The following is a 21,373-nucleotide window of genomic DNA, read 5'->3' as shown; positions in this document are numbered from 1 at the left end:
CCGCTTACTGCACCACGAAACGCGCGACTGAGCCTTCCAGTGTCGACGCCTGATCGCGCAGTGCGCTGGCGGCGGCCGATGATTCCTGCACCAGCGCGGCGTTCTGCTGCGTCACGCTGTCCATCTGAACGATAGCGACGCCAACCTGCGAAATGCCGCGATTCTGCTCATCGGAAGCCTGCGCGATTTCGGCGAGGATGCTGGTTACGTTGCCAACGGAATGCACAATTTCATCCATGGTTTTACCGGCCTGACCCACCAGCTGTGAACCACTGCTGATACGCGCGACCGATTCGCCAATCAGGGTTTCGATCTCTTTGGCCGCCTGAGCGCTGCGCTGCGCCAGACTGCGCACCTCGCTGGCGACCACGGCAAAGCCGCGTCCCTGCTCACCGGCGCGCGCTGCTTCTACTGCTGCGTTTAACGCCAGGATATTGGTCTGGAAAGCAATGCTGTTAATGACGGTGGTGATTTCGGCGATTTTGCCGGAGCTGGCGCTGATCTGGTCCATGGTTTCAACCACGCCTTTGACCAGCGAGCCGCCCTGATTGGCCTTCTCTGAAGTGGCACGCGCCAGTTCGCTGGAGTGATGAATGTTTTCAACGTTCTGCTTCACGGTAGCGGTTAACTGCTCCATGCTGGCTGCCGTCTGCTCCAGCGCGGCCGCCTGCTCCTCGGTGCGGGCGGAAAGATCGTTATTGCCTGCGGCAATTTCTGCGGAAGCGTGGCTGACCTGCATCACGCCGCTGCGAATGTTACCAATGATGCCGCGCAGATCGTTGCTCATCTCACCGACCGCCTGCATCAGCTCGCCCAGTTCGTCCTTACGCGAAGTTTGCAGCTGTACGCTCAAATCTCCCTGCGCAATCTGCCGCGCGACGTTCAGTGTTACCGCTAAAGGACGGGTAATCTGCCGGGTGATAAACACCGCAATCAGAATGCTGATTACCACAGCCGCCGCCAGGATCAGCGACATCCACAGGATTGCCCGGGCGATATCCTGGTGCGTGGCGGCCAGCTGCTGGGTAAATAATTGATTACTGGTATTGGTCAGATGCAGGCCCGCGATGGCAAGCTGGCGGGTCGCTTCCACTTCTTCTTCCGCGGAGGCGTTGTAGTCCTGCACGCTGTCGCGTCTGGCCGCCAGCGTTACGGCAATTTTATCCAGCGCGTTGCTGTCATCAGCGCTCAGGCGTGGTCGAGCCTGGTCAATGAGTTGAATCGTTTCAGCTATAAAGCCTGACAAAGCCAGACGGTTTTCTTCACTGTTGTCCAGTGCCATCAGCTTTACACGAATACTGATACCATTCAGATATTTAGCGATTTCATTGAGCGCGGTTGCCGTATCCTGCTGTGTGCTGACGTAGTTTCTGGCCAGCGCGGCAACCGCCGTGGTTTCGTCACTGAAGCGCAGCGCCTGCAGAATGCTCTGGCGCTTATGCACTTCGTTCACCGTTTCTGCACGATGCTGACGATAAAGGTTCATCGCAGCCGGCAGAGAGGCAATCAGCGCGGTCTGCGCGCTATCCCATCGCCAGGTTTTCAGCTGGTTGATACTGCCCTCAATCGCCTGCAGTCGCGATTCGTTGTCGGCAATGAATTTTTCATCGTGGGTTTTAACGTATTGCAGGCGGGCATCTTTAGCTTGCGCGAACTGATCGTTGATGCCTTTCAACTGGCTGAGTTTTTCCGCACGTTCCGCGATGTCGTGCAGGTTTTTGATGCCACAGGAAGCTACAGCAATGCTGAGGATAAGCAGCACACCAAACCCGAGCATGAGTTTTCTGCTGACTCTGATATCTTCCAAAAAAACACGTATTTTTTTCATTAAGGTGAATCTCCCTGGTTGTTGTTGTCCACTCTTTTGCCTGATGGCAATGGCGTTATCGGCAGGGAGATGATTAATTTCAATTAAAATAATTAAAAAACATATAATCACCTAAATTTATTAGATGAGCTATGCTGGGGGAAGGGCTGGAGCGATGGGGCAGGCGTTGAGCTCGGATTTTCTTTTTTAGGCTGGTACTGATTTTGGTTGATGGCGGTGCGGGGGAAAGTATTGACGCAACCTGCCGGTTTGTCAAAGCGCCGGGATTTCAGGCGAAGGGCCCGATAGCCCTCAGGCCAGGCGTTGCGCCTGAGGACATTCCGCTACGCCTGAAATCCTCAGGACTCCGCTGGCTGGTTCGTCAGCCACTGAGCGGCGCTGGTGGTGGCAATGTGTTCGCGGTAATTAAACGTCTCCTGTTTAGGCCATGCCACACCGTCCGGACGGGCAAAGGCCAGCCGGTAGGCCGCGCCAGTGTCATGGGGATGACGCTCTGCATCTTCCTGTAGCCTCTCCCGGCTAAGTAATACTCGCCTGACCGCGCTTTGCCAGTGAGATTGCATCAGGTCAGCCAGCTCTGCGTAAGTCAGCGTATCGCCAGCGATATAAACAATGGCGTTCTGAAAAGCGGGCTGATGAAAGAAGATATCGGCTGTCAGCTGCCCGATGTCGTCTGGCGTGGTGAGTGTTAGGGCATAGTTCCAGTCGCCGAGGGCATAAACCGTTTTATTCCCGGCATCGATCACGCCAAAATCGGGTTCAAACAGATAGCTGGTAAAAATACCGGTCGAAACAATTACCCAGTCAGTGTTGCTTTGGGCGCGCAGCAGGTGGCGCACTTCAAGCTGCTCATCCCATACCGGTTGCCCACTCTCTTTGCCGATAACGTCATAATCCACGCCAAACTGCCAGGGAAAATAGCGGGCGACACCCGCCTTCAGCACGGCCTGAGTGATTCTGAGCTGCGTTCCCGGCCCGCCGACAAAACCACTGCAATTAATGATGGCATCATAAGAGCGAAATAATGCTGAGAGTTCGCTCAGGCTATTTTTCTGCAGGTCGCCTTCCACCACAGTGATATTTAGCTTTTGCAGCGCATCCAGCCGGGTTTTAAGTGGGCCGGACGTGGCATGTGTAGCCTCGCTTCTGAGTAATACACTTATTTTGATCAGCGGATGCTGCTGCACTTTTTTAGCCATGGCGTTTAACACCGCCATGCCTAATTCTCCTGCGCCGAGGATAAGAATATTTTCGACATGTTGATCAACGGGTAGCATGATTGTCTCCTTAGGTTATATCCGTCATCCTGACAGCGGACAAACCCTGATTCAATCAGGTACACCCGTGATACCGGAGGAGAGATGGAACCTAATCGCGAAGCCCTGCTGCAGTTTTCCAGACAATTTTGTGAGGCGTTGAGTCACGATGATGAAACATTAAAGCGTGAAATTCTTTCACACGCCGGCAATCGCTGGTCGCTGGGTATATTGCATATTCTGGTCACCCATGGACCGTTGCGCCATGCAGAAATGGGTCGTTTACTACAGGGTGTCACACAACGAATGCTGACGCGCACACTGCGTACGCTTGAGCGTGACGGCCTTATATCCCGTTGTGATTATCAGGAAAAAGTACCGCGTGTCGTCTATACGGCCACGGACGCGGGCGAAGAAATGATGATGAAAATGATGCCGCTCTGGGCGTGGATTATTTCGTCGGCCGACTATTTTAAGCAAAGCAGAATTACGTTTGATACTCCTCCTCAGTAATGGCATTAAATTGCGTGATGACGACCTTGCTGAGGATGCGTGATTATTTCCCTGCTGCCAATAGTGCAATTTTTTTGCACTATTAATCCTGTCCCGGTTTTGGCAGGTTGTCTCGTGAGAATTCACGCATTGAGAGCAGCACGGGCATCAGATTATGGCCTGCACGCGTGAGTGCGTATTCAACACGCGGGGGCAGTTCACCAAAATCAGTGCGGGTTATCAGCCCATCACGTTCAAGCTTGCGTAGATGTTGAGTCAGTACTTTATGCGATATCTCCGGCATACTCTTCATGAATTGCGAGTGACGCATCGCAGGCTCCGCAAATAACCTGAATAAAATCTGCAGTGTCCATCTGCCGGAAATAATAGTTAAACATTGCGTGACATAAGCGACCGAACCTTCTGGTCCGAGACAACGTGTTTTCTCATCATCGCCTACAGGCACTTTCAGGTGCGTAATTGATTCATTCATCAGTTTATTTTCCAATAGATTTTTCACGTATTCTGGAGAACAGTAATGGATCTGAAACTCGACGGCAAAATTGCTCTGATAACGGGTAGCACCAAAGGTATTGGAGAAGCGGTAGCCAGAGGGCTTGCCGCTGAAGGCACCCGCGTTATTATACATGGCCGGGATCCAGCTAAAGCTGAAAATATCGCCAGCGATATCATAAAGCAAGGTGGACAAGCATACGCAGTAACGGGAGATTTAACCCGTGAGGCAGATATTCAACTGCTTTATCAGCAAGTCTGTTCGCTTGTACAATCCGTTGATATTGTTGTTAATAATGCGGGTGGCTCCGGCCCCACAGAGGACTGGACGTCTTCTTTGCCAGAAACCTGGGCGGCTGGGTATGATAAAAACGTCCTTTCAGCCTTACGTGTCATTAATCTTTTTCTTCCTGGGATGCGTGAACAAAAATGGGGCAGAATCATTAATATTTCGAGCCTGGCAGCGTTGATGCCTCCCGCCAGGCGTCCGGATTATGCTGCTGCTAAAGCAGGGATTATTGCCATGACCTCATCGCTGGCAAAAGCGGTCGCACACGATGGCGTAACCGCAAATACTCTCACCGGGTACTATTCATAGTGCAAGCCTGGAAAAAGCGTTTCGTCAAACGGCCAAAGATGCAGGGCTTTCAGCTGACGCGCCATGGGAAGATATTGAACAGGCCGTATTGCCCCTGTATGCCAATGTGCCCATGGCGCGCGTAGGGACGCTCAAAGAAATAGCGGACGCCATCACCTTTCTGGCCAGCCCGTTGTCGGGTTACATAACGGGTTCAAATTTAAGGCTTGATGGCGGTATGTGGCCCGGACTTTAAAGCCAGCCGCACAACATCCTGAATAAAATCTCTGTTTCAGCTACTACTTCACTCGATGACATCATCACAGCCGATTTAATTATCAGTACTGGGCGGGCTGCTGTTGCAGCCCTGCTTATACCCTAACGTCATCCTCTTCATGATGCGCGCAGTTCCGGTCGGTATGCCCAATCCTGTTTATTGACAGTCCACGCCTGGTCATGCATATTGTTATGTTATAACGTAACAATGAAAGTACCATGATGAAAAACTCGCTCTCTCTGCTTATTGCGGCGCTGCTGTCGCTTCCTGTATTCAATGCTAATGCCAGTAACTATCCGCTCACCGTTGATAACTGCGGTGTCAAAGAGACCTTCGCTCATCCGCCTGCGCGCGTCGTCACCGTTGGCCAGCATGAAACGGAACTGCTGCTGGCGCTCGGTCTGGCAGATAAAATTGCCGCAACCTCGGTGTGGTTTGGCGCGCTGCCCGCCGACTTGCAAGCGCAGGGCAGTCATCTTAAACGGCTGGCCGATAACGCCCCGGGCTTTGAAGCGGTGGTGGCACAGCGCCCGGAGCTGGTGCTGGCGCAGTACAGCTGGCACGTTGGGCCGCAGGGTGAAGTCGCCACGCGCGATCAGTTTGAGCAGTTGGGCATCCGAACCTGGATTTCGCCTGCCGACTGCATCGGCAAAGCGGTCACCGCAACCTCCAATGGTGATGGTGCACGAACAACGCCCTACGGAATCGAGGTGATTTTCGCTGAAATCAGCGCGCTGGCGCGCATCTTTGATGTGCCGGCGCGTGGCGAAGCGCTCAAACAGCAGCTGGCCGCTCGTATAGCACAGGTTCAGCAGCAGCTGCACAAATCGCCGTCAGCACCGCTAAAGGTGGTTTACTGGTTTTCCAGCCCGCGCCTGAAAGGCGATCCCTGGGTCGCCGGCAATAAAGGGGCGCCGAGCTGGATCAGCCAGACGCTCGGTCTGACTAACATTATCGATTCAGACGAAGAGTGGCCGGCGGTCACCTGGGAGCACATTGTCTCCGCGCAGCCGGACATCATCGTTATTGCCAGCATGGCGCGGCGGCTCTATCCCGCCGATGACGTCGCGGTTAAAAAACACTTTCTGCAAAGCGATCCGGTGACGCGTGAAATGCCAGCGGTGAAAAACGGCCACATTGTGGTGGTACCGGCCATGTCACTGAATCCCTCGTTGCGCAATGTGGAAGCTGTAGAGCTGATCGGTCAGCAGATCGCTGCTTTCGCACCTGCCAAATGAGCGCTCACGCTGTCTGTTACTGGCGCACCGGCCTGCTGATTGCTGCGGGCGCGCTCAGCCTGCCGGTGATGATGACGCTGGCCGCGGCGACCGGTGATGTCGCGATCAGCTTTACCCTGACCGCGCAGGCCATCACCAATGGGCTTGGCATCACGCATTACGACCTGCCGGCGCTGGAAGCCGGCATCGTCTGGCAATACCGCATGAGCCGCGCGCTGATGGCGGCGAGCAGCGGCGGCGGGCTGGCACTGTGTGGGCTGGTGTTGCAGTCGTTGCTGCGCAATTCGCTGGCCGACCCTTATCTGCTGGGGATTTCCGCCGGTGCATCAACCGGCGCGGTGTGCGTGATGCTGCTTGGCATCGGCGGCGGGGCCATCACCACCGGTGCCGGCGCGTTTGGCGGTGCCTGTCTCGCATTTATGCTGATTGTTCTGCTCTCCGGCGGCATGCGGGAAAACACCGCGCGCATCATTCTGGCCGGTATTGCCGGGACGCAATTATTTAATGCGCTGACCGCTTACATTGTCAGCACGGCGGCCAATGCTGAGCAGTCGCGCGGTGTGATGTTCTGGCTGCTCGGCAGCCTGAGCGGCGTGCGCTGGGCAGATGCATTACTGTGTTTTGCCGTAACCCTCGCCGGTCTGCTGACTGTGCTCTACCATGCGCGCGCGCTGGATACCTTCACCTTTGGCACCGAGGTCTCCGCGACGCTGGGCGCGCAGGTTTCAGCGGTGCGCATCGTATTACTGCTGACCACTGCGTTAGTGACGGCGGTGATCGTCAGCGCGATTGGTGCGGTCGGTTTTGTCGGGCTGGTGATCCCGCATATCACCCGCATGATTGCCGGGCCGCGTCATCTGGTGACGATCCCGCTCGCATTCCTGGGCGGCTGCCATTTCATGGTGATTGCCGACCTGGTATCACGCACGTTAATCACTCATCAGGTGCTGCCGATAGGCGTGGTGACGGCGTTAGTGGGCGCCCCGGTGTTCGCCCTGATTCTGTATCGCAACCGGGAGAAATCATGAAGTATGTCGCGGTGGATAAACTGAGCGTGACGCTACAGGCGCGCAGGGTGTTATCTGACATCAGTTTTGCGGCGCAGCGGGGACAAACGGTCGGGTTGCTCGGCCCTAATGGCTCGGGAAAATCGACGCTCATCCGTGCGCTGGCGGGCGTTCAGCCCTGTGCTTATAACGGGCTGGAGATGGGCGGCACGCGGCTGAACCAACTCAGCCGGCGGCAGCGTGCCCGTACGCTGGCCTTCGTGCCGCAGCATGCCGAAATGGAAGCTGAGATGTGCGTTAGCGACATCGTGCGTCTGGGGCGGGCGCCGCATCGCAACGCGTTCAGCCCGTGGCGGACGGCAGATGAAACGGCAGTGCAGCACGCGCTGTCGCTGATGAAACTGGATGCGCTGGCCGGGCGGTCGTGGCAGCGGCTGTCCGGTGGCGAACGCCAGCGCTGCCAGATCGCGCGTGCGCTCGCGCAGCAGCCGGATATCCTGTTGCTGGATGAGCCGATTAACCATCTGGATATTCAGTTTCAGCTTGAGCTGATGCGGCTGATTGCCGCACTGCCGGTCACGGTGATTGTGGCCCTGCACGATCTGAATCTGGCGGCAAAATTTTGCCAGCATCTGGTGGTGCTGCAGCACGGGCAAGTGGTGGCGAGCGGTGAGCCCGCCGCCGTGCTGACGCCTGCCCTGATTCAGCGGACGTGGCAGGTCGAGGCCATCGTCAACCGCAGCGAGCGCGGCTCCATGAATATTCAGTACGCCTGAACCGGGCTGATCTTAACGCTCGTCGAACGGCACGCCGCCTTTGGATTTATGATGCTTCGGCGTTTCGATAATCGACACGGTGACCACATCAGCATCGATCTCAAACGAATCCACCACCGCCTGGGTGATGGCTTTGAGTAACTTTTTCTTCTGCTCAACGCTACGGCCTTCCGCAGCATAAACGACAATCTCTGGCATAACGGCGTTTCCTCACGGGTTAGAGTTCTTCTCAAGCATACCTCAGCCAGGCTGCCGCGCGCAGCGTTAACCTGTCGCGACGGTTAAAAGGCAACAAGCGGCTGACGAATTCCCTGCAAACGCCGTGTGTTAAAGTGTGAATTGTTATGTTATAACGTAATTGATTCGATGATAATGTAACGGTTTATTCGGAAAATTTAATGAAATCAATGCAAAATTTGCTGATCGCTGCGGCGCTCGGCCTGGCTTCCTGCGCCGTTGTGGCGGCGAGCACATCCGAAAAACCGGTGCGGATTGCCGCACCGTTTGAAATTAAAGGCAGCGATCCGGCGCTCTCCGGCGACATACTGTTGCGCATGGAAGTGGTTGAAACGCTGGTAGAAGTGAACGAACGCGGTGAGCCGGTGGCGGCGCTGGCGCAGCGCTGGCAGGTCTCTGACGATGGGCTGCGCTGGCAGTTTCAGCTGCGCGACGGCGTGCATTTTCATGATGGCTCGCTGCTGGATGCGGTTGCCGTGGTGAAATCACTCAACACCGCACGCGGCAAAGCGGGCTTACTGGACAAAACGCCAATCGCCGACATCAGCGGGGCAGGGCAGCTTGTCACCATCACGCTGCGTGAACCCTTCACGCCGCTGCTGTCAGTCCTGGCGGAAAGCCGCTCGCAAATCCTCGCACTGGCCAGCTGGGATGCGCAGGGCAACATCACGCGCATTATTGGCAGCGGGCCGTTTACGCTCACTTCCTTCCAGCCGCCGCAGTCGCTGACGGTGGCGCGCTTCGCGGATTACTGGGGCGAGAAACCGGCGATTGCTGCCGCCAGCTATCTGGCGACCGGCCGCGCGGAAACCCGTGCGCTGCTGGCAGAAAGCGGTGATGCAGATTACGTGTTTAACCTTGATGCCGCCAGCCGGCAGCGGCTGGCACGCAAAGCGTCGCTGCACATTCCGGCGATTCCGGTGCCGCGCACGTTGATGCTGAAGCTTAATCTGGCCGATCCGCTGCTGGCGGAACAGCCGGTGCGTGAGGCGATCAGCATGGCGATCGATCGCAACGCGCTGGCGCAGGCGGTGCTGCGTTATCCGGGCGCAGCCAGCCAGCTGTTTCCCCCTAACATGGCAGAGTGGCACAACCCGGCACTCACGCCGCTGCACTATCAGCCGCAGCAGGCTGCTCAGTTATTACAGTCGGCCGGCTGGCAACGCGGCGCGGATGGCGTATTGACGCGCAACGGCCAGCGCTTCAGCCTGACGCTGCTGACCTATCCCGATCGCCCTGAGCTACCGCTGATGGCAATGGTGATTCAGCAGCAGCTGCGTCAGGTCGGCATAGATGTGCGAATCAACGCAACCAACGCCAGCGAGATCCCGGCGCAGCACCACAACAACCGTCTGCAGCTGGCGCTGTTTGCGCGCAACTTTGCCCTGACGCCCGATCCGACCGGAACGCTGCTGCAGGATTATGGCACCCACGGCGGTGACTGGGGGGCGATGAACTGGCATGCGGCAGGCTTCGACGCGGCGCTCCACACGCTGACGCAATCCACCGATGGCGCAGCCCGCGCCGGGGCGCGCAGCGTCATCACCCGTGCGCTGCAACAGGATCTGCCGGTGATTCCGCTGGCCTGGTATCAGCAGTCGGCGGCGGTTAATAGCCAGCTGCAGGGCGTCAAACTCGATCCGTTTGAACGCCACTTCGGCCTGCGCCAGATGCACTGGGGGAGCCATGATTAAACAACTCAGCTGGCGCATGGCGCAGGCGCTGTTCGTGGTGCTGGCGGTAGGATTACTGACCTGGCTGCTGGTGCAGGCGCTGCCGGGCGACATGGCGTGGCGCATCGCCTCGGGGCGCTATGGTTACGATCGCGTCGATGCCGAAGCGGTGGCGCGGGTACAGCAGGAGCTGGATGGAGCGCTTAGCGGCGGCAGTGCGCTGCTGCACTGGCTCTTCGATCTGCTGCAGTTTAACTTTGGCCGCTCGCTGGTTTCCGGTGAGCCGGTGATGGATGAGCTGCGCTGGCAGCTGGGCCAGACGCTGGCGCTGGCGGGCGTTTCGCTGCTGCTGGCGTTACTGCTGACGCTGCCGCTCGGCATCTGGGCCGGTTGCCACGCCAACGGCCGGCTTGACCGTGCGCTGTTCTGGCTGACCGCCTTGCTGAAATCGGTGCCGCATTTTGCACTCGGCATGCTGCTGATCCTGCTGTTCGCGCTGCAACTCGACTGGCTGCCGAGCGCCGGTCACGGCGAGCTGCGCCATTTCCTGTTGCCGGCACTGACGCTGGCATTGTCGCTGACGGCTGTCGGCGTGCGCGTGGTGCGCGAAGCCACCTGGCAGGTGGTGTCGTCCGGCTACTATCGCTGGGGAGCGCAAAAGGGACTGGCACCCGCGCGCCTGCTGCTGCGTCACGGCCTGCGTAATCTGAGCGCGCCGGTGCTGACGTGGTTTGGCATGCAGTTTGTCTGGCTGGTGGAAGGCGTGGTGGTGGTGGAAACCCTGTTTGCGTGGCCGGGAATCGGTCACGCTCTGGTGCACGCCATTTTTGCGCGTGACGTGCCGGTAATTCAGGCCAGCGCCATGACGCTCGGCCTGCTGTTTGTCCTGCTGAACATGCTGGTGGATGCCGGTTGTCATCTGCTCGATCCCCGGGGGGCGCGCGCATGAAGATGACGCTTTCACGCTGGGTGGGTCTGGTACTGCTGGCGGCGCTGCTGGCTTACGCGTTTGTGCTGCCGATGATTCAGCACGGCGATCCGCTACAGCAGGATTTGCTGCAGATGCTGCAGACGCCGAACCGCAGCCATTTGCTTGGTTTCGACCATCTCGGTCGCGATATGTTAACGCGCCTCAGCGCCGCGCTGCGTCTGTCACTCGGGCTGGCAGCCCTGTGCGTGATCAGTGCGCTGATAGCGGGCGTGTTCACCGGTGTGATCAGTGCGCTGTATGGTGGCTGGCCGGAGCGATTACTGAGCATCGTCGGCGATATGTGCCTCGCGCTGCCGGGATTGCTGCTGGTACTGCTGCTGGCCGCCATTGCGCCAGACGCGCCGCAGATGCTGTGGCTGGGCATTTCGCTGGTGCTGTGGGTGGAATTTTTCCGCGTCACGTGTGCCACGCTGCGGCCAATTGTGCAGGCGCCCGGTATGCAGGCCAGCAAACTGCTCGGATTCTCTGCCTGGTATCGTTTTCGTCATCATCTGTGGCCTGCGCTGGCACCGGTGCTGCTGACGCTGACCTTGTTCTCTTTCAGCAGCGCCATCATGGCGGTGTCGGCGCTCGGTTTTATCAGCGTTGGCGTGCGTCCGCCCACGCCGGAGCTGGGCCTGATGATGACCGAACTGCTGCCGTTTGCGTGGGAAGCGCCGTGGCTGCTGATGCAGCCGGTAGCCGCACTGTTTTTACTGTTGATCAGCCTCAATCTGCTGATGAAAAAGGAGCGATGATGAAGGGATTACAGATCACCGGGCTGAGCGTTGCCACAGCGACTGAAACACTGGTTGAGCCGGTGGATGTGCGGCTACAACCCGGTCAGCCGCTGACGCTGCTCGGCGAAACCGGATCGGGGAAAAGTCTGCTGGCGCAGGCGATCATGGGGATATTGCCGCCATCGCTGCAGGCCAGCGGTGAGGTGATGATCAACGGCAGACGCTTTCAGCTGCCGCATGATACGGCGCAACTGCGTCGGCTGTGGGGCAATACGCTGGCTTCGCTGCCGCAGGAGCCGTGGCTATCGCTCGATCCGACCATGGCGATTCAGCAACAGGTGGCGGAAGGGCATCGCTTCGTGCGCGGTTTGCCGCCCGCCGCCAGCGCTGCAGCGGCGCAGCAGGATCTGCAGCAGCTTGGCCTGGCCGCGGCGGCACGGCGTTATCCGTGGCAGCTTTCCGGCGGCATGGCACAGCGCGCCGCGTTTGCGGCAGCCCGTGCCGGTGGCGCGCAGATTCTGATTGCCGATGAGCCGACCAAAGGGCTGGATGTGGCGCGCCGCGATGAAGTCAGCCAGCTGTTACAGCGTGAAGTGGCCGACGGCGGCATGCTGTTAACCATCACCCACGACATTGCCCTGGCACGCCAGCTGGGTGGCGACGTGCTGGTGATACATAAAGGCAGCGTGATTGAACAGGGCCCGGCGCAGCAGGTGTTGCAGTCACCGCAGCAGCCTTACACGCGCGCGCTGCTGGCTGCCGATCCGGCCGTCTGGCCCGCCCGACAACAAACGGTGATCGGTGCCAGGCCGGTCATCAGCGCCCAGGACATTGTGCTGGCGCGCGGGGGCAAAAGGCTGGGTGTGCCACGCGATTTCACGCTGCACGCCGGTGAAATCGTTGGCCTGCACGGTGCCAGCGGCAGCGGCAAAAGCAGCTTCGGCGACGTGCTGTTGGGGTTGCTCGCGCCGCAGCAGGGCCGCGTAACGCACCACGCTGATGCGGATGCGCTGAAATATCAGAAAATCTATCAGGATCCTTCCGCGCTGTTTCCGCCACAGCGCACGCTGGGGCAAAGCATCAACGATTTGCTGCGGCGTCACGCTCTCCCGCCGGCACAGCGCGATGCGCTCATGGCGCGGCTGGCCTTGCATCCCGCGTTGCTGACGCGGCGACCAGAGGCGCTCTCCGGCGGCGAACTGCAGCGCTTCGCGCTGCTGCGGGTGATGCTGCTGCGGCCGGTATTTCTGTTTGCCGATGAGCCGACGTCACGCCTCGATCCGCTGGTGCAGCAGCAAACATGGCAGTTGATCGCGGAACTGGCGCGTGAGCAGCAGTGCGCGGTGCTGCTGGTGAGTCATGATCGCGATCTGCTGGAGAAAGGCACGCATCGGGTGATCGCCATGGAAGCGGCTTAGCGATCGGGCGGCTGGCTGTCACCGGGCCCGAGACTCCGTTGCATTACCACGGTGTCCAGCCAGCGGCCATGTTTGTAACCCACCGATTTCATCACGCCGGTGTGCTCAAAACCGAGCGCCCGGTGTACTCCCAGCGAGCCCTGGTTGGCGCTGTCACCGATAATCGCAATAATCTGGCGAAAGCCAGCGGCTTCGGCCAGCGCCACCGCTTTTTGCAGCAGCGCTTTACCGATACCGCGTCCGGTTTGCTGCGGGTCGAGATAGATAGAGTCTTCCAGCGTGAAGCGGTAGGCGTAACGCGGACGATACGGCGCCAGATAGCAGTAACCCAGCACCTGATCCTGCTCCTCAGCCACCAGCCAGTAACCGCCGCGCTCATGCACGTCATTAATGCGCCGCAGCATTTCACTCTCCGCCGGCGGTTCCGTTTCGAAGGTTGCGGTGCCGTGCAGCACGTGCCAGGCGTAAATCTTCTGTATCGCCGCCGCGTGATGCGGCTGCGCGGGAATAATGTCCATATGTTCCTGCTGTTCTGCCAATGATGCTGACAGCATGCCACCGCGCCGCAGCGCAATCATCCGCATTAGTCATAGGAAATTGTGATAGTGGTTTCGCTAATGGGTTTTAAGACGATACGCATCTCGCTCAAAATCCTAAAGCCGTACCCTGTACCAAAAATAGCTGGAAATCAGTACGGGGTACGACTAAAATGACGGGTAATTATCTGGAATTTATCGAAACGCGCGTGTTTTCAAAAGCTCGTCAGAGTCTGCTGGCAGACGATCAAGAATTTCAGGAACTGCAAATTTTTTTGCTTGAGCATCATGAGTCAGGTGACACCATTAGTCAGACCGGAGGATGCAAAAAGATTCGCTGGAGCCGGGCCGGAATGGGTAAACGTGGCGGAACAAGGATTATTTATTACACCCGCCTGAGCTCAGGCAGAATTTATCTGTTACTCATCTATCCCAAAAATGTGAAGGATGATTTAAATGAAGCGGAAAAAGCGTTGCTGAAAGTATTTACCCAACAAATAAACCTCTAAGCCACAGACCTGCGAAGATTAAATTATGGAAAAACAGCTATTTAATGACCTGCTGGAAAGCGTACAGGAAATGGTCGCCATTGAGCAGGGTCATGAATCACCGGATATGAACCGTGTCCACCGTCATGAACTGCCGGATGTAAAGCTGATCAGAAAGAATGCCGGGCTAAAACAAGTTGAATTTGCCCATGCGATGGGCGTTAGCGTGGATCTTGTTCGTAGCTGGGAGCAGCACAGACGCAACCCTACCGGTCCGGCATTGAAAATGCTTTATCTGATTCAGCAGCAGCCATTACTCATCAACGCTTTACAGGCGCTGTAATCCTTATTATGCCACCGACTATTATCCCGGCACGGCAGATTGCCTTTTGCGGAGCTTTCAGTAACCACTAAACGGATTGAGCTCACAAACTTTTGCTGTGAGCGAGTCCATATTTGCAGGCTGCACACCTAATTCTGCTCTGACAACTGTACCGCCATGGTATCGGCCTCGAGCGCCTCGAAGATGTGCGGTTCATCGGCGGGATAACAAATATAATCGCCCGGGAACAGTTCGACCGGCGCTTCCATCAGGCCAACCCGCGCGCGGCCGCGTGCCAGGATAATGTGTTCGACGGAACCCGGTGGATGCGGTTTTGACGCGCGCGGTGCGCCGGGCTGGCTGGTAATCAAATACAGATCGCGGCGGCCGCCCGGCGGACAGCTGGCCAGTAGCGCGGCCTGAAAGTCTGCTAACTCTGCTGACACCACCATGCCTTCGCCACGCCGAATCACCTGCATCTTTTTCACTTCCGGCTCCATCAGCCGTGCAAAGGGAATATTCAGCGCCACACACAGTGACCATAACGTCTCAATGCTGGGGTTACCGTTGCCTGCCTCCAGTTGCGACAGCGTTGACTTGGCGATGCCAGCGCGGCGCGCTACTTCTGTCAGCGAAAGTCCGGCACGCTGGCGTTCGCGCACCAGTCCGGCGGCAATGATAGCAATGGGCGGGGTCACAATTACTCCTGTTCTTTATATCGAACGTTTTGTTCATCTTGTAAAACACGTACGGTGCGTTCATTATAACGTCTTTCTTGTTCGTTATGAGATCAAATTGTGATGCGTTTGGGTGCCGTACCGCTTGATCGCGGCGTATTGAAAGCGATCTTCCTTGTTTGTCTGGCCGACGGCATCGTTGGCCTTTCCTATGGTTCTCTCGCCGCTGCCGACGGCTTTCCGCTCTGGGTGCCGATTGCGCTCTCGACGCTGGTGCTGGCGGGGGCATCCGAGTTTTTATTTATCGGCATCGTGGCAGGCGGCGGCAGTCCGCTAACCGCTGCCGCAGCCGGTTTACTGGTCAACGCACGTCATCTGCCGTTTGGCATTGCGGTGAAAGACCTGGTCGGGCAGGGCGGACGCAGTCTGCTGGGCTGCCATATCATAAATGACGAGAGCGTGGTGTTCGGTATTTCACAGCCAAAGCTGGCGCAGCGTCGGGCGGCTTACTGGATTTGCGGACTGGGTATTTTTGCCATCTGGCCGCTCACGGTGATTGCCGGTGCGGTGATTGGACGCTTTATTCCTGATGTGTCGGCGATTGGCCTGGATGCGGTGTTTCCGGCCATCCTGATCGCGCTGATTTTCCCGGCGCTGCGCCAGCGTCGCACGCGTATTCCGGCCACCCTCGGTGCGCTGCTGTCCGTACTGGCAACGCCTTTTGTGCCAGCCGGTATGCCGGTGCTTTTTTCTTTACTCGGTTTGCTGAGCTGGCGGGAGCGTAAAGATGCAAAATAGTTTAGTGATTGCCGGCATCGCGCTGCTGGCTGCAGGGACGTATGCGATTCGCTTTGCCGGTTACCGGCTGGGCAGCCGGATGCACATGTCGGAACGTGTGCGCAACATGCTGTCCGACGCGGCAACGGTGCTGCTGCTGGCTGTCGCTGTCACCACCGCGCTGTTTGAGGGCACCGATTTCGCCGGCGTCGCACGGCTCACCGGCGTGTTGTTCGCGGTGTTTCTCACCTGGCGTCGCGCGCCATTGATCCTGGTAATCATCGGTGCGGCGGTGATGACGGCGCTGCTGCGCTATTTTGGCGTACCGTAAGCGGTTGCGAGATGACCGGCGCAAAGATGACGGCGCACTGGCACCTGCTTTGCAGCTATGATTAGGGATAGTGAGTACAACAAGGACAACGCGAAAATGGTGATTAACTGCGTGGTGTATCGCCACGGCAAACGCGAAGAGCATGTCGAAGTCGATCAAATCAGCGAAGTGCTGAAAGAGGAAAAATCGTTCGTCTGGCTTGGCCTGTATCAACCCGATCCGGCGTTCATGCAAACGCTGCAGGAGGAGTTTAGCCTGCATGAGCTGGCGATTGAGGATGCGCTGGTGGCGCATCAGCGGCCTAAGATTGAGCAGTACGGCGAATCGGTATTTATCGTGGTGAAAACCGCACACATGGAAGATCGCCAGCGCATCAGCTTTGGCGAAACCCACTTTTTCCTCGGCAAAAATTTTCTGATTACCGTGCGTCACGGTTCGGTTGAGGGCTATAAAGCGATCCGCGCTAAAGCCGAAAAAAATCATGCCATGCTGTGCCAGGGACCCGGCTATGCGCTCTACTGCATCCTCGATTTTATCGTCGATAACTACAGCAAAATCACCGAATCGCTGAGTGAACGTATTGCTGACCTGGAAGACGGCATGTTCACCACCCGCTTTGACAGCGTCACGCTGGAAAATGTTTACCATTTGCGGCGTCAGCTGCTGTCGTTGCGCAATGCGGCAATGCCGGTGACGGAAATCTGCCCGCAGCTGGTGCGCTTCCATGAAGATATCATCCCAAAAAATCTGCGCGCCTATCTGCGCGACGTGCAGGATCACGCGCACCACGTAATGATTGATGCCGAAGACATGCGCGAAACGCTGGCCAGCGCCATGCAGGTGAATCTGGCACTGGTCTCGGTACAGCAGAGTGAGGTGAATAAAAAACTGGCCGGCTGGGGGGCAATCCTGATTGTGCCGACCATCATCTTCAGTATGTACGGCATGAACTTCTCAGACATGCCCGAGCTGCACAGCCACTTTGGCTATCCGGCGGCGCTGGCGGTCACGCTGGTGATCTGTTTCGTTATGTGGTGGCGGCTGAAAAAAGCGGGCTGGCTGTAAGCGTGATGGCCTGCGCGCGCTGTCACCAGACGCGCAGGCCAGGGCGATTTCAGCCTGAAATCGCCACGCTCCATTAGCCTCAATGCGCGCTGGCAGTAGGGCGCACCGTGATCTCATTGACATCAACTTCGCCAGGCTGATTAATGGCCCAGCTCACCGCCTGCGCAATGGCTTCGGGTTTTAACGCAATCTGACGATAGCTCTGCATGGCCACGCGTGCGGTCTCGTCAGTGATGGTGTCCGCCAGTTCCGATTCCACCACACCGGGATTAATGACCGTCACCCGCAGCTGGCGCGATTCCTGACGCAGGCCATCCGAAATGGCGCGAACCGCGAATTTTGTGGCGCAGTACACCGCTGCCGTCGGCGATACCGCCAGCGCACCAATCGAGGCGATATTGATGATATGGCCGCTTTGCTGCGATTCCATGACTGGCAGCACGGCAGCGATGCCGTACAGTACGCCACGCACGTTGACATCGAGCATACGATCCCATTCATCCACCTTCAGCGCACTGAGCGGCGACAGCGGCATAACGCCGGCATTGTTGATCATCACATCAATCCGGCCATATTTATCGCGGGCAAAATCGGCCAGCTGCTGCGTATCGGCACGCTGCGTCACGTCGGTGGCCAGATAATTCAGTTGTGCGCCGCTGGCACGCAGTTCATCACACAGTATCGCCAGCCGATCGGTACGGCGCGCGCCGAGCACCAGTTTATGCCCCTGACTGGCCAGCAGACGCGCTATCGCTTCGCCGATGCCGCTGCTGGCGCCGGTCAGAATAATCACTTTCGCATTAGAATGAGCCATGATGATTTCCTCGTGTTGGTTGACGAGGCTATTGTGGAAAACGCCGGCTAAAGCGAACAGACCGGATTGTGGCGCATCATTGCCTGATTCTCTCGTCACGGTTGTGAGTAAGAAAGAAACCTTGCTATGCTTTGCCTGAACCTCTCACCGGAAACCCGTTATGTCGCAAACCGTACAACAGCAGACCTGCGCGCTGCTGCGCCAGCTGGCACCGCAGGAAGGTTACACGGCCTCACTGCTCGACAGCGTGCGCTTTATGCGTGCCGACCGGCAGTGGGCGCGTACGCCGGTTCTTTATGAGCCGAGCATCATCATTATCTGTCAGGGCTCGAAGCGGGCGTTTCTTGCCGACAAAATGTATCGCTACGACGCGCAGCACTATCTGGTGTTGTCGGTGCCGCTGCCGTTCTCCGCTGAGACTGAAGCGACCTCGGCTGAACCGTTACTGGGACTGGCTATCCGTCTGGATGCGGCCACGCTGGCGCGCCTGGTGACGCAGGTCGCAGCGGCAGACATTCCGCTGGCGGAGACACCAGCCAGCATTATTTCGACGCCGGTAAATGAGACGCTGGCGGACAGCACGCTGCGCCTGTTGCAGGCGCTGAGCGATCCGCTGGAAGCGCAGGTTTTAGGCCCGGCACGGGTAGAAGAGATTTGCTTTCGTGTGTTGCTGGGTGAGCAGGGCGGTGCGGTGCGCGCAGCGTTGACCTATCAGGGGCATTTTGGCCGCATCGCGCGGGCGTTGCAGCGCATTCATGCTGACTGGCAGCAGCCGCTGGATGTGCCGCATCTGGCCAGCGAAGCGGGCATGAGCGTTCCGCGCTTCCATCTGCATTTCAAAAGCGTCACGCAGACCTCGCCGATTCAGTATCTCAAGTCCTTACGGCTGCATCAGGCGCGTTTGATGATGATTCGCGATAATCTCACTGCCGCCGGTGCCGCCGCACGCGTCGGTTACGAAAGTGATTCACAGTTTAACCGGGAGTTTAAGCGGATGTTTGGTCGCACCCCGGCTGACGAGGCGCGGGTGATGAAACGCGCATTTGCGCTGCTGCCGCCGGAACAGTTATCCGCGCGGCTGCAGGCACATTAGGTCAGTACGCGATAACGATTGCCACCACCACGCCAATCCAGAACAGCAGGCTGGCAGCCAGTGCCAGCTGGCACAGTAACCGGCGGGAAAAACTCAGCAGCGCACTGAGGCGCGGCGATAACATTAATACCATAATCATCCCTCACAACAGCCATCAACCGATCAGCGCAGCCCCATCACGGCAACCACCAGCAGAATCCAGAAAAATGCACAACCTGTTAGCAGGAAACGCCAGACAAGATGGCGTTCGGGAGTTAGCAGCGTGTGCAGACGCATACGAAGAAGCAGTGGCATAGCGACCTCAAATCAGAAAGTTTTACCGGGAATATCCGGCAGCTGAGAACAGAAAATTCTGTCAGCGAATAAGAACATTCTGACGTGTTATAAGGCCGCGAAACGACAAGACCAGTCTTGAAAACAGGCTGAGAAATTCCTTAGCAGGCAGGCGGTAGCCACAGCAGACATCAGGTGCCGCTGTGACCATCAGGCACAGCAAAGCCGGTTACACGCTTCGCGTGACGCCACCGTCCACGCGAAGATTCTGCCCGGTGATATAAGCCGCGCCGGGCGAAGCAAGAAACGCAATGGTGGCCGCCACTTCTGCAGCCGTGCCGTAGCGCTGCATGGGCACGCTGTCGCGCCGTTCATCCGTTTTCGGCAGGCTATCAATCCAGCCTGGCAGGACGTTGTTGATACGAATATTCTCAGCTGCGTAGGTGTCGGCAAAGATTTTACTGAAAGAAGCCAGGCCGGCACGGAACACGGCCGAGGTCGGGAACATGTCGGTGGGTTCAAACGTCCATGCCGATGAGATATTGATGATACTGCCGCCACCCTGTTGCTGCATGATCGGCGTGACCAGACGTACAGCGCGCACCACGTTGAGGAAGTAGGTTTCCATTCCCTGCTGCCACGCGTCATCGCTTAATTCGAGGATCGGCGCGCGCGGACCGTGACCGGCACTGTTAACCAGCACGTCAATACGTCCCCAGCGCGCCAGAGTGGCATCAATCAGGTGCTGCAAATCGTCCACTGACTGATTCGAACCGGTAATACCGAGCCCGCCCAGACGATTCGCCAGCAGCTCGCCTTTGCCGGAGGAGGAAAGAATCGCGACCCTGAAACCCTCGCTGGCCAGCTTCTCCGCTGCCGCTGCGCCCATACCGCTGCCACCTGCGACAATCACCGCAACTTTTTCTACTGTCATGTGAGTAACCCCATCAATTAAATATCCTGTGATGCCAGTATAATGGCCGGGAGATGCCGCAGAGAGTCAGCTCAGCTGGCAATTGACGATAGGAAAACTACAGGATGAATCAGGGCTTTCAGGCATTACCGTCGCTGAATGCGCTACGGGTATTTGAAGCCGTGACGCGGCACCTTAATTTTCGCCTCGCCGCTGAAGAGCTCGGTGTGACGCAGGGTGCGGTTGCGCAGCATATTCGCGGCCTGGAGGCCAGCCTGGGCTTGAAACTGTTCGATCGGCTGCCGCGTACGCTGGCGCTGACCGCTGCTGGTGCAGGCTATGCGGTGCACATTCGTCAGGCATTTGAGCTGATTGATGAGGCGACGCGCACGCTGCGCCCGGAGCCGGATCGCCTGACGCTGAGCGTAACACCGACCTTTGCCAGCCGCTGGATGCTGCCGCGTTTACCGGCATTTACCGCGGCCTGGCCGGACATCGACCTGCGCGTGCTGGCCTCTGAACGGCTGGTGCAGTTTCACCATGAAGGCGTCGACCTGGCGGTGCGCTATGGCCGGCCGCCGTTTGGTAGCGGGCTGGAGGCCATGCTGCTGTTTAGCCAGACGGTGCTGGCGGTGGTCAGCCCGGCGCTGCTGGCACAACACGGTGATGCAGCGCAGCCAGAAAATTGCCTGCGCTATCCGCTGCTGCACGATGGCCATCACCTGTGGCCAGCGTTCCTGGCGTTTATGTTCCCCGGCCAGTCGCTGCAGCATCAGCATCATCTGCGCTTCAACCAGACCGCGCTGGCGCTGGAAGCGGCGCTGAGTGGTCAGGGTATCGCTCTGACCAGCCCGCATTTTGTGCAGAACGATCTGGCCAGCGGTCGGCTGGTTCCCGCCTGGCATCGTGAGATGCCCGTTGATGCCGGCTGGTATCTGGTGGCTCCGCGTCGTCCGCGTGAGCAGGCAACGGTGAGTGCGGTTCGTGCGTGGCTACTCAGTCAGGCGGAGCAGAGCAAAGATTGATGGCTGAGCAACGCGATGCTTTTATGTTCAATAACAAAATCAGTAAAACTGATGATC

At 57.8% G+C, this 21,373-nt stretch carries 27 protein-coding genes; 17 read left to right on the top strand and 10 right to left on the bottom strand.

Annotated features, from left to right (window positions below; genetic code table 11):
* Positions 1–4: 4 nt before the first annotated feature.
* Both H7K56_RS08725 and H7K56_RS08720 read right to left on the bottom strand, forming a co-directional pair.
* Positions 5–1,777, bottom strand: coding sequence for a methyl-accepting chemotaxis protein (locus H7K56_RS08725; RefSeq protein WP_223815660.1), 1,773 nt, complete (start codon positions 1,775–1,777; stop codon positions 5–7).
* Positions 1,778–2,166: 389 nt separating this feature from the next.
* Complete coding sequence (locus tag H7K56_RS08720) at positions 2,167–3,105, bottom strand: aromatic alcohol reductase (protein ID WP_150360113.1); 939 nt, start codon at positions 3,103–3,105, stop codon at positions 2,167–2,169.
* Between the two features lie 84 nt (positions 3,106–3,189).
* Between H7K56_RS08720 and H7K56_RS08715 the strand changes: the two genes are divergently transcribed.
* On the top strand, positions 3,190–3,597 hold the full coding sequence (locus H7K56_RS08715) for a winged helix-turn-helix transcriptional regulator (protein WP_150360112.1): 408 nt from the start codon (positions 3,190–3,192) through the stop codon (positions 3,595–3,597).
* Positions 3,598–3,679: 82 nt separating this feature from the next.
* Here the strand turns inward: H7K56_RS08715 and H7K56_RS08710 are convergent, their stop codons facing one another.
* Positions 3,680–4,084, bottom strand: a complete 405-nt coding sequence (locus H7K56_RS08710) for a winged helix-turn-helix transcriptional regulator (RefSeq protein WP_211368501.1) — start codon at positions 4,082–4,084, stop codon at positions 3,680–3,682.
* 30 nt (positions 4,085–4,114) lie between these two features.
* Between H7K56_RS08710 and H7K56_RS08705 the strand changes: the two genes are divergently transcribed.
* The 5 genes from H7K56_RS08705 to H7K56_RS08690 all read left to right on the top strand — a co-directional run bounded on the left by H7K56_RS08705 (position 4,115) and on the right by H7K56_RS08690 (position 7,964).
* Positions 4,115–4,687: an SDR family NAD(P)-dependent oxidoreductase gene (locus H7K56_RS08705; RefSeq protein WP_211368500.1), complete on the top strand. Its 573-nt coding sequence runs from the start codon at positions 4,115–4,117 to the stop codon at positions 4,685–4,687.
* 106 nt (positions 4,688–4,793) lie between these two features.
* Positions 4,794–4,922 (top strand): SDR family oxidoreductase, encoded by a 129-nt coding sequence (locus H7K56_RS23515; RefSeq protein WP_375140414.1) that lies wholly within the window; start codon positions 4,794–4,796, stop codon positions 4,920–4,922.
* 239 nt (positions 4,923–5,161) lie between these two features.
* Positions 5,162–6,181 (top strand): ABC transporter substrate-binding protein, encoded by a 1,020-nt coding sequence (locus H7K56_RS08700; protein WP_150360111.1) that lies wholly within the window; start codon positions 5,162–5,164, stop codon positions 6,179–6,181.
* Complete coding sequence (locus tag H7K56_RS08695) at positions 6,178–7,209, top strand: FecCD family ABC transporter permease (RefSeq protein ID WP_150360110.1); 1,032 nt, start codon at positions 6,178–6,180, stop codon at positions 7,207–7,209. The genes H7K56_RS08700 and H7K56_RS08695 overlap by 4 nt, the downstream gene beginning before the upstream one ends.
* Positions 7,206–7,964 (top strand): ABC transporter ATP-binding protein, encoded by a 759-nt coding sequence (locus H7K56_RS08690; RefSeq protein WP_150360109.1) that lies wholly within the window; start codon positions 7,206–7,208, stop codon positions 7,962–7,964. The genes H7K56_RS08695 and H7K56_RS08690 overlap by 4 nt, the downstream gene beginning before the upstream one ends.
* A gap of 12 nt (positions 7,965–7,976) precedes the next feature.
* Here H7K56_RS08690 and H7K56_RS08685 read toward each other — a convergent pair whose 3' ends face one another.
* A complete protein-coding gene (locus tag H7K56_RS08685) occupies positions 7,977–8,162 on the bottom strand; it encodes a tautomerase family protein (protein ID WP_021508848.1) in 186 nt (61 codons plus the stop codon).
* Between the two features lie 200 nt (positions 8,163–8,362).
* Here H7K56_RS08685 and H7K56_RS08680 point away from each other — a divergent pair, with 200 nt between their 5' ends.
* From H7K56_RS08680 to H7K56_RS08665, 4 genes are read left to right on the top strand one after another with little or no spacing between them, the layout of a single operon-like run.
* Positions 8,363–9,895 carry an ABC transporter substrate-binding protein gene (locus tag H7K56_RS08680; protein ID WP_150360108.1) on the top strand — a complete coding sequence of 511 codons (1,533 nt, stop codon included), beginning with the start codon at positions 8,363–8,365 and terminating at the stop codon, positions 9,893–9,895.
* Positions 9,888–10,823, top strand: coding sequence for an ABC transporter permease (locus H7K56_RS08675; RefSeq protein ID WP_021508850.1), 936 nt, complete (start codon positions 9,888–9,890; stop codon positions 10,821–10,823). Before H7K56_RS08680 ends, H7K56_RS08675 begins: the two co-directional genes overlap by 8 nt.
* 2 nt (positions 10,824–10,825) lie before the next feature.
* Positions 10,826–11,602: an ABC transporter permease gene (locus tag H7K56_RS08670; protein WP_150360337.1), complete on the top strand. Its 777-nt coding sequence runs from the start codon at positions 10,826–10,828 to the stop codon at positions 11,600–11,602.
* A complete protein-coding gene (locus H7K56_RS08665; RefSeq protein ID WP_150360336.1) occupies positions 11,602–13,002 on the top strand; it encodes an ABC transporter ATP-binding protein in 1,401 nt (466 codons plus the stop codon). Before H7K56_RS08670 ends, H7K56_RS08665 begins: the two co-directional genes overlap by 1 nt.
* Here H7K56_RS08665 and H7K56_RS08660 read toward each other — a convergent pair.
* Complete coding sequence (locus tag H7K56_RS08660; protein ID WP_058776198.1) at positions 12,999–13,520, bottom strand: GNAT family N-acetyltransferase; 522 nt, start codon at positions 13,518–13,520, stop codon at positions 12,999–13,001. The two genes, H7K56_RS08665 and H7K56_RS08660, sit on opposite strands and share 4 nt — an antisense overlap.
* Positions 13,521–13,711: 191 nt before the next feature.
* On the opposite strand from H7K56_RS08660, the gene H7K56_RS08655 reads away from it, so the two are divergent.
* On the top strand, positions 13,712–14,047 hold the full coding sequence (locus H7K56_RS08655) for a type II toxin-antitoxin system RelE/ParE family toxin (protein ID WP_104187610.1): 336 nt from the start codon (positions 13,712–13,714) through the stop codon (positions 14,045–14,047).
* Positions 14,048–14,072: 25 nt separating this feature from the next.
* On the top strand, positions 14,073–14,369 hold the full coding sequence (nadS, locus tag H7K56_RS08650; protein WP_150360107.1) for a NadS family protein: 297 nt from the start codon (positions 14,073–14,075) through the stop codon (positions 14,367–14,369).
* Between the two features lie 128 nt (positions 14,370–14,497).
* Here the strand turns inward: nadS and H7K56_RS08645 are convergent, their stop codons facing one another.
* Positions 14,498–15,046: a helix-turn-helix domain-containing protein gene (locus tag H7K56_RS08645; RefSeq protein WP_058758972.1), complete on the bottom strand. Its 549-nt coding sequence runs from the start codon at positions 15,044–15,046 to the stop codon at positions 14,498–14,500.
* A 102-nt stretch (positions 15,047–15,148) separates the two neighbouring features.
* On the opposite strand from H7K56_RS08645, the gene H7K56_RS08640 reads away from it, so the two are divergent.
* The 3 genes from H7K56_RS08640 to corA all read left to right on the top strand — a co-directional run bounded on the left by H7K56_RS08640 (position 15,149) and on the right by corA (position 17,198).
* Positions 15,149–15,823: an AzlC family ABC transporter permease gene (locus tag H7K56_RS08640; protein WP_150360335.1), complete on the top strand. Its 675-nt coding sequence runs from the start codon at positions 15,149–15,151 to the stop codon at positions 15,821–15,823.
* Positions 15,813–16,133, top strand: a complete 321-nt coding sequence (locus H7K56_RS08635) for a branched-chain amino acid transport AzlD family protein (RefSeq protein WP_150360106.1) — start codon at positions 15,813–15,815, stop codon at positions 16,131–16,133. The genes H7K56_RS08640 and H7K56_RS08635 overlap by 11 nt, the downstream gene beginning before the upstream one ends.
* 96 nt (positions 16,134–16,229) lie before the next feature.
* Positions 16,230–17,198 carry a magnesium/cobalt transporter CorA gene (gene corA / locus H7K56_RS08630; protein ID WP_021508858.1) on the top strand — a complete coding sequence of 323 codons (969 nt, stop codon included), beginning with the start codon at positions 16,230–16,232 and terminating at the stop codon, positions 17,196–17,198.
* A 79-nt stretch (positions 17,199–17,277) separates the two neighbouring features.
* Here corA and H7K56_RS08625 read toward each other — a convergent pair whose 3' ends face one another.
* Positions 17,278–18,012 (bottom strand): SDR family oxidoreductase, encoded by a 735-nt coding sequence (locus tag H7K56_RS08625; RefSeq protein ID WP_150360105.1) that lies wholly within the window; start codon positions 18,010–18,012, stop codon positions 17,278–17,280.
* A 160-nt stretch (positions 18,013–18,172) separates the two neighbouring features.
* Here H7K56_RS08625 and H7K56_RS08620 point away from each other — a divergent pair, with 160 nt between their 5' ends.
* The gene (locus H7K56_RS08620) at positions 18,173–19,105 is read left to right on the top strand and encodes an AraC family transcriptional regulator (protein WP_021508860.1); all 933 of its coding nucleotides are present in this window, start codon (positions 18,173–18,175) and stop codon (positions 19,103–19,105) included.
* Between the two features lies 1 nt (position 19,106).
* Here the strand turns inward: H7K56_RS08620 and H7K56_RS23350 are convergent, their stop codons facing one another.
* The 3 genes from H7K56_RS23350 to H7K56_RS08615 form a co-directional block, all read right to left on the bottom strand.
* Entirely contained in the window at positions 19,107–19,238 is a 132-nt protein-coding gene (locus H7K56_RS23350; RefSeq protein ID WP_255412114.1) for a hypothetical protein, read from the bottom strand.
* 29 nt (positions 19,239–19,267) lie between these two features.
* Entirely contained in the window at positions 19,268–19,399 is a 132-nt protein-coding gene (locus H7K56_RS23345) for a hypothetical protein (RefSeq protein ID WP_254919537.1), read from the bottom strand.
* 208 nt (positions 19,400–19,607) lie between these two features.
* Positions 19,608–20,312 carry an SDR family oxidoreductase gene (locus H7K56_RS08615; protein ID WP_104187607.1) on the bottom strand — a complete coding sequence of 235 codons (705 nt, stop codon included), beginning with the start codon at positions 20,310–20,312 and terminating at the stop codon, positions 19,608–19,610.
* A gap of 104 nt (positions 20,313–20,416) precedes the next feature.
* On the opposite strand from H7K56_RS08615, the gene H7K56_RS08610 reads away from it, so the two are divergent.
* Positions 20,417–21,316, top strand: a complete 900-nt coding sequence (locus H7K56_RS08610; RefSeq protein ID WP_104187605.1) for a LysR substrate-binding domain-containing protein — start codon at positions 20,417–20,419, stop codon at positions 21,314–21,316.
* Positions 21,317–21,373 lie beyond the last annotated feature (57 nt).

The organism is Pantoea dispersa (assembly GCF_014155765.1).
Classification (GTDB): Bacteria; Pseudomonadota; Gammaproteobacteria; order Enterobacterales; family Enterobacteriaceae; genus Pantoea; species Pantoea dispersa.
Note: the sequence above shows the minus strand (reverse complement) of the source record. Positions and strands in the feature narration are given on the sequence as shown.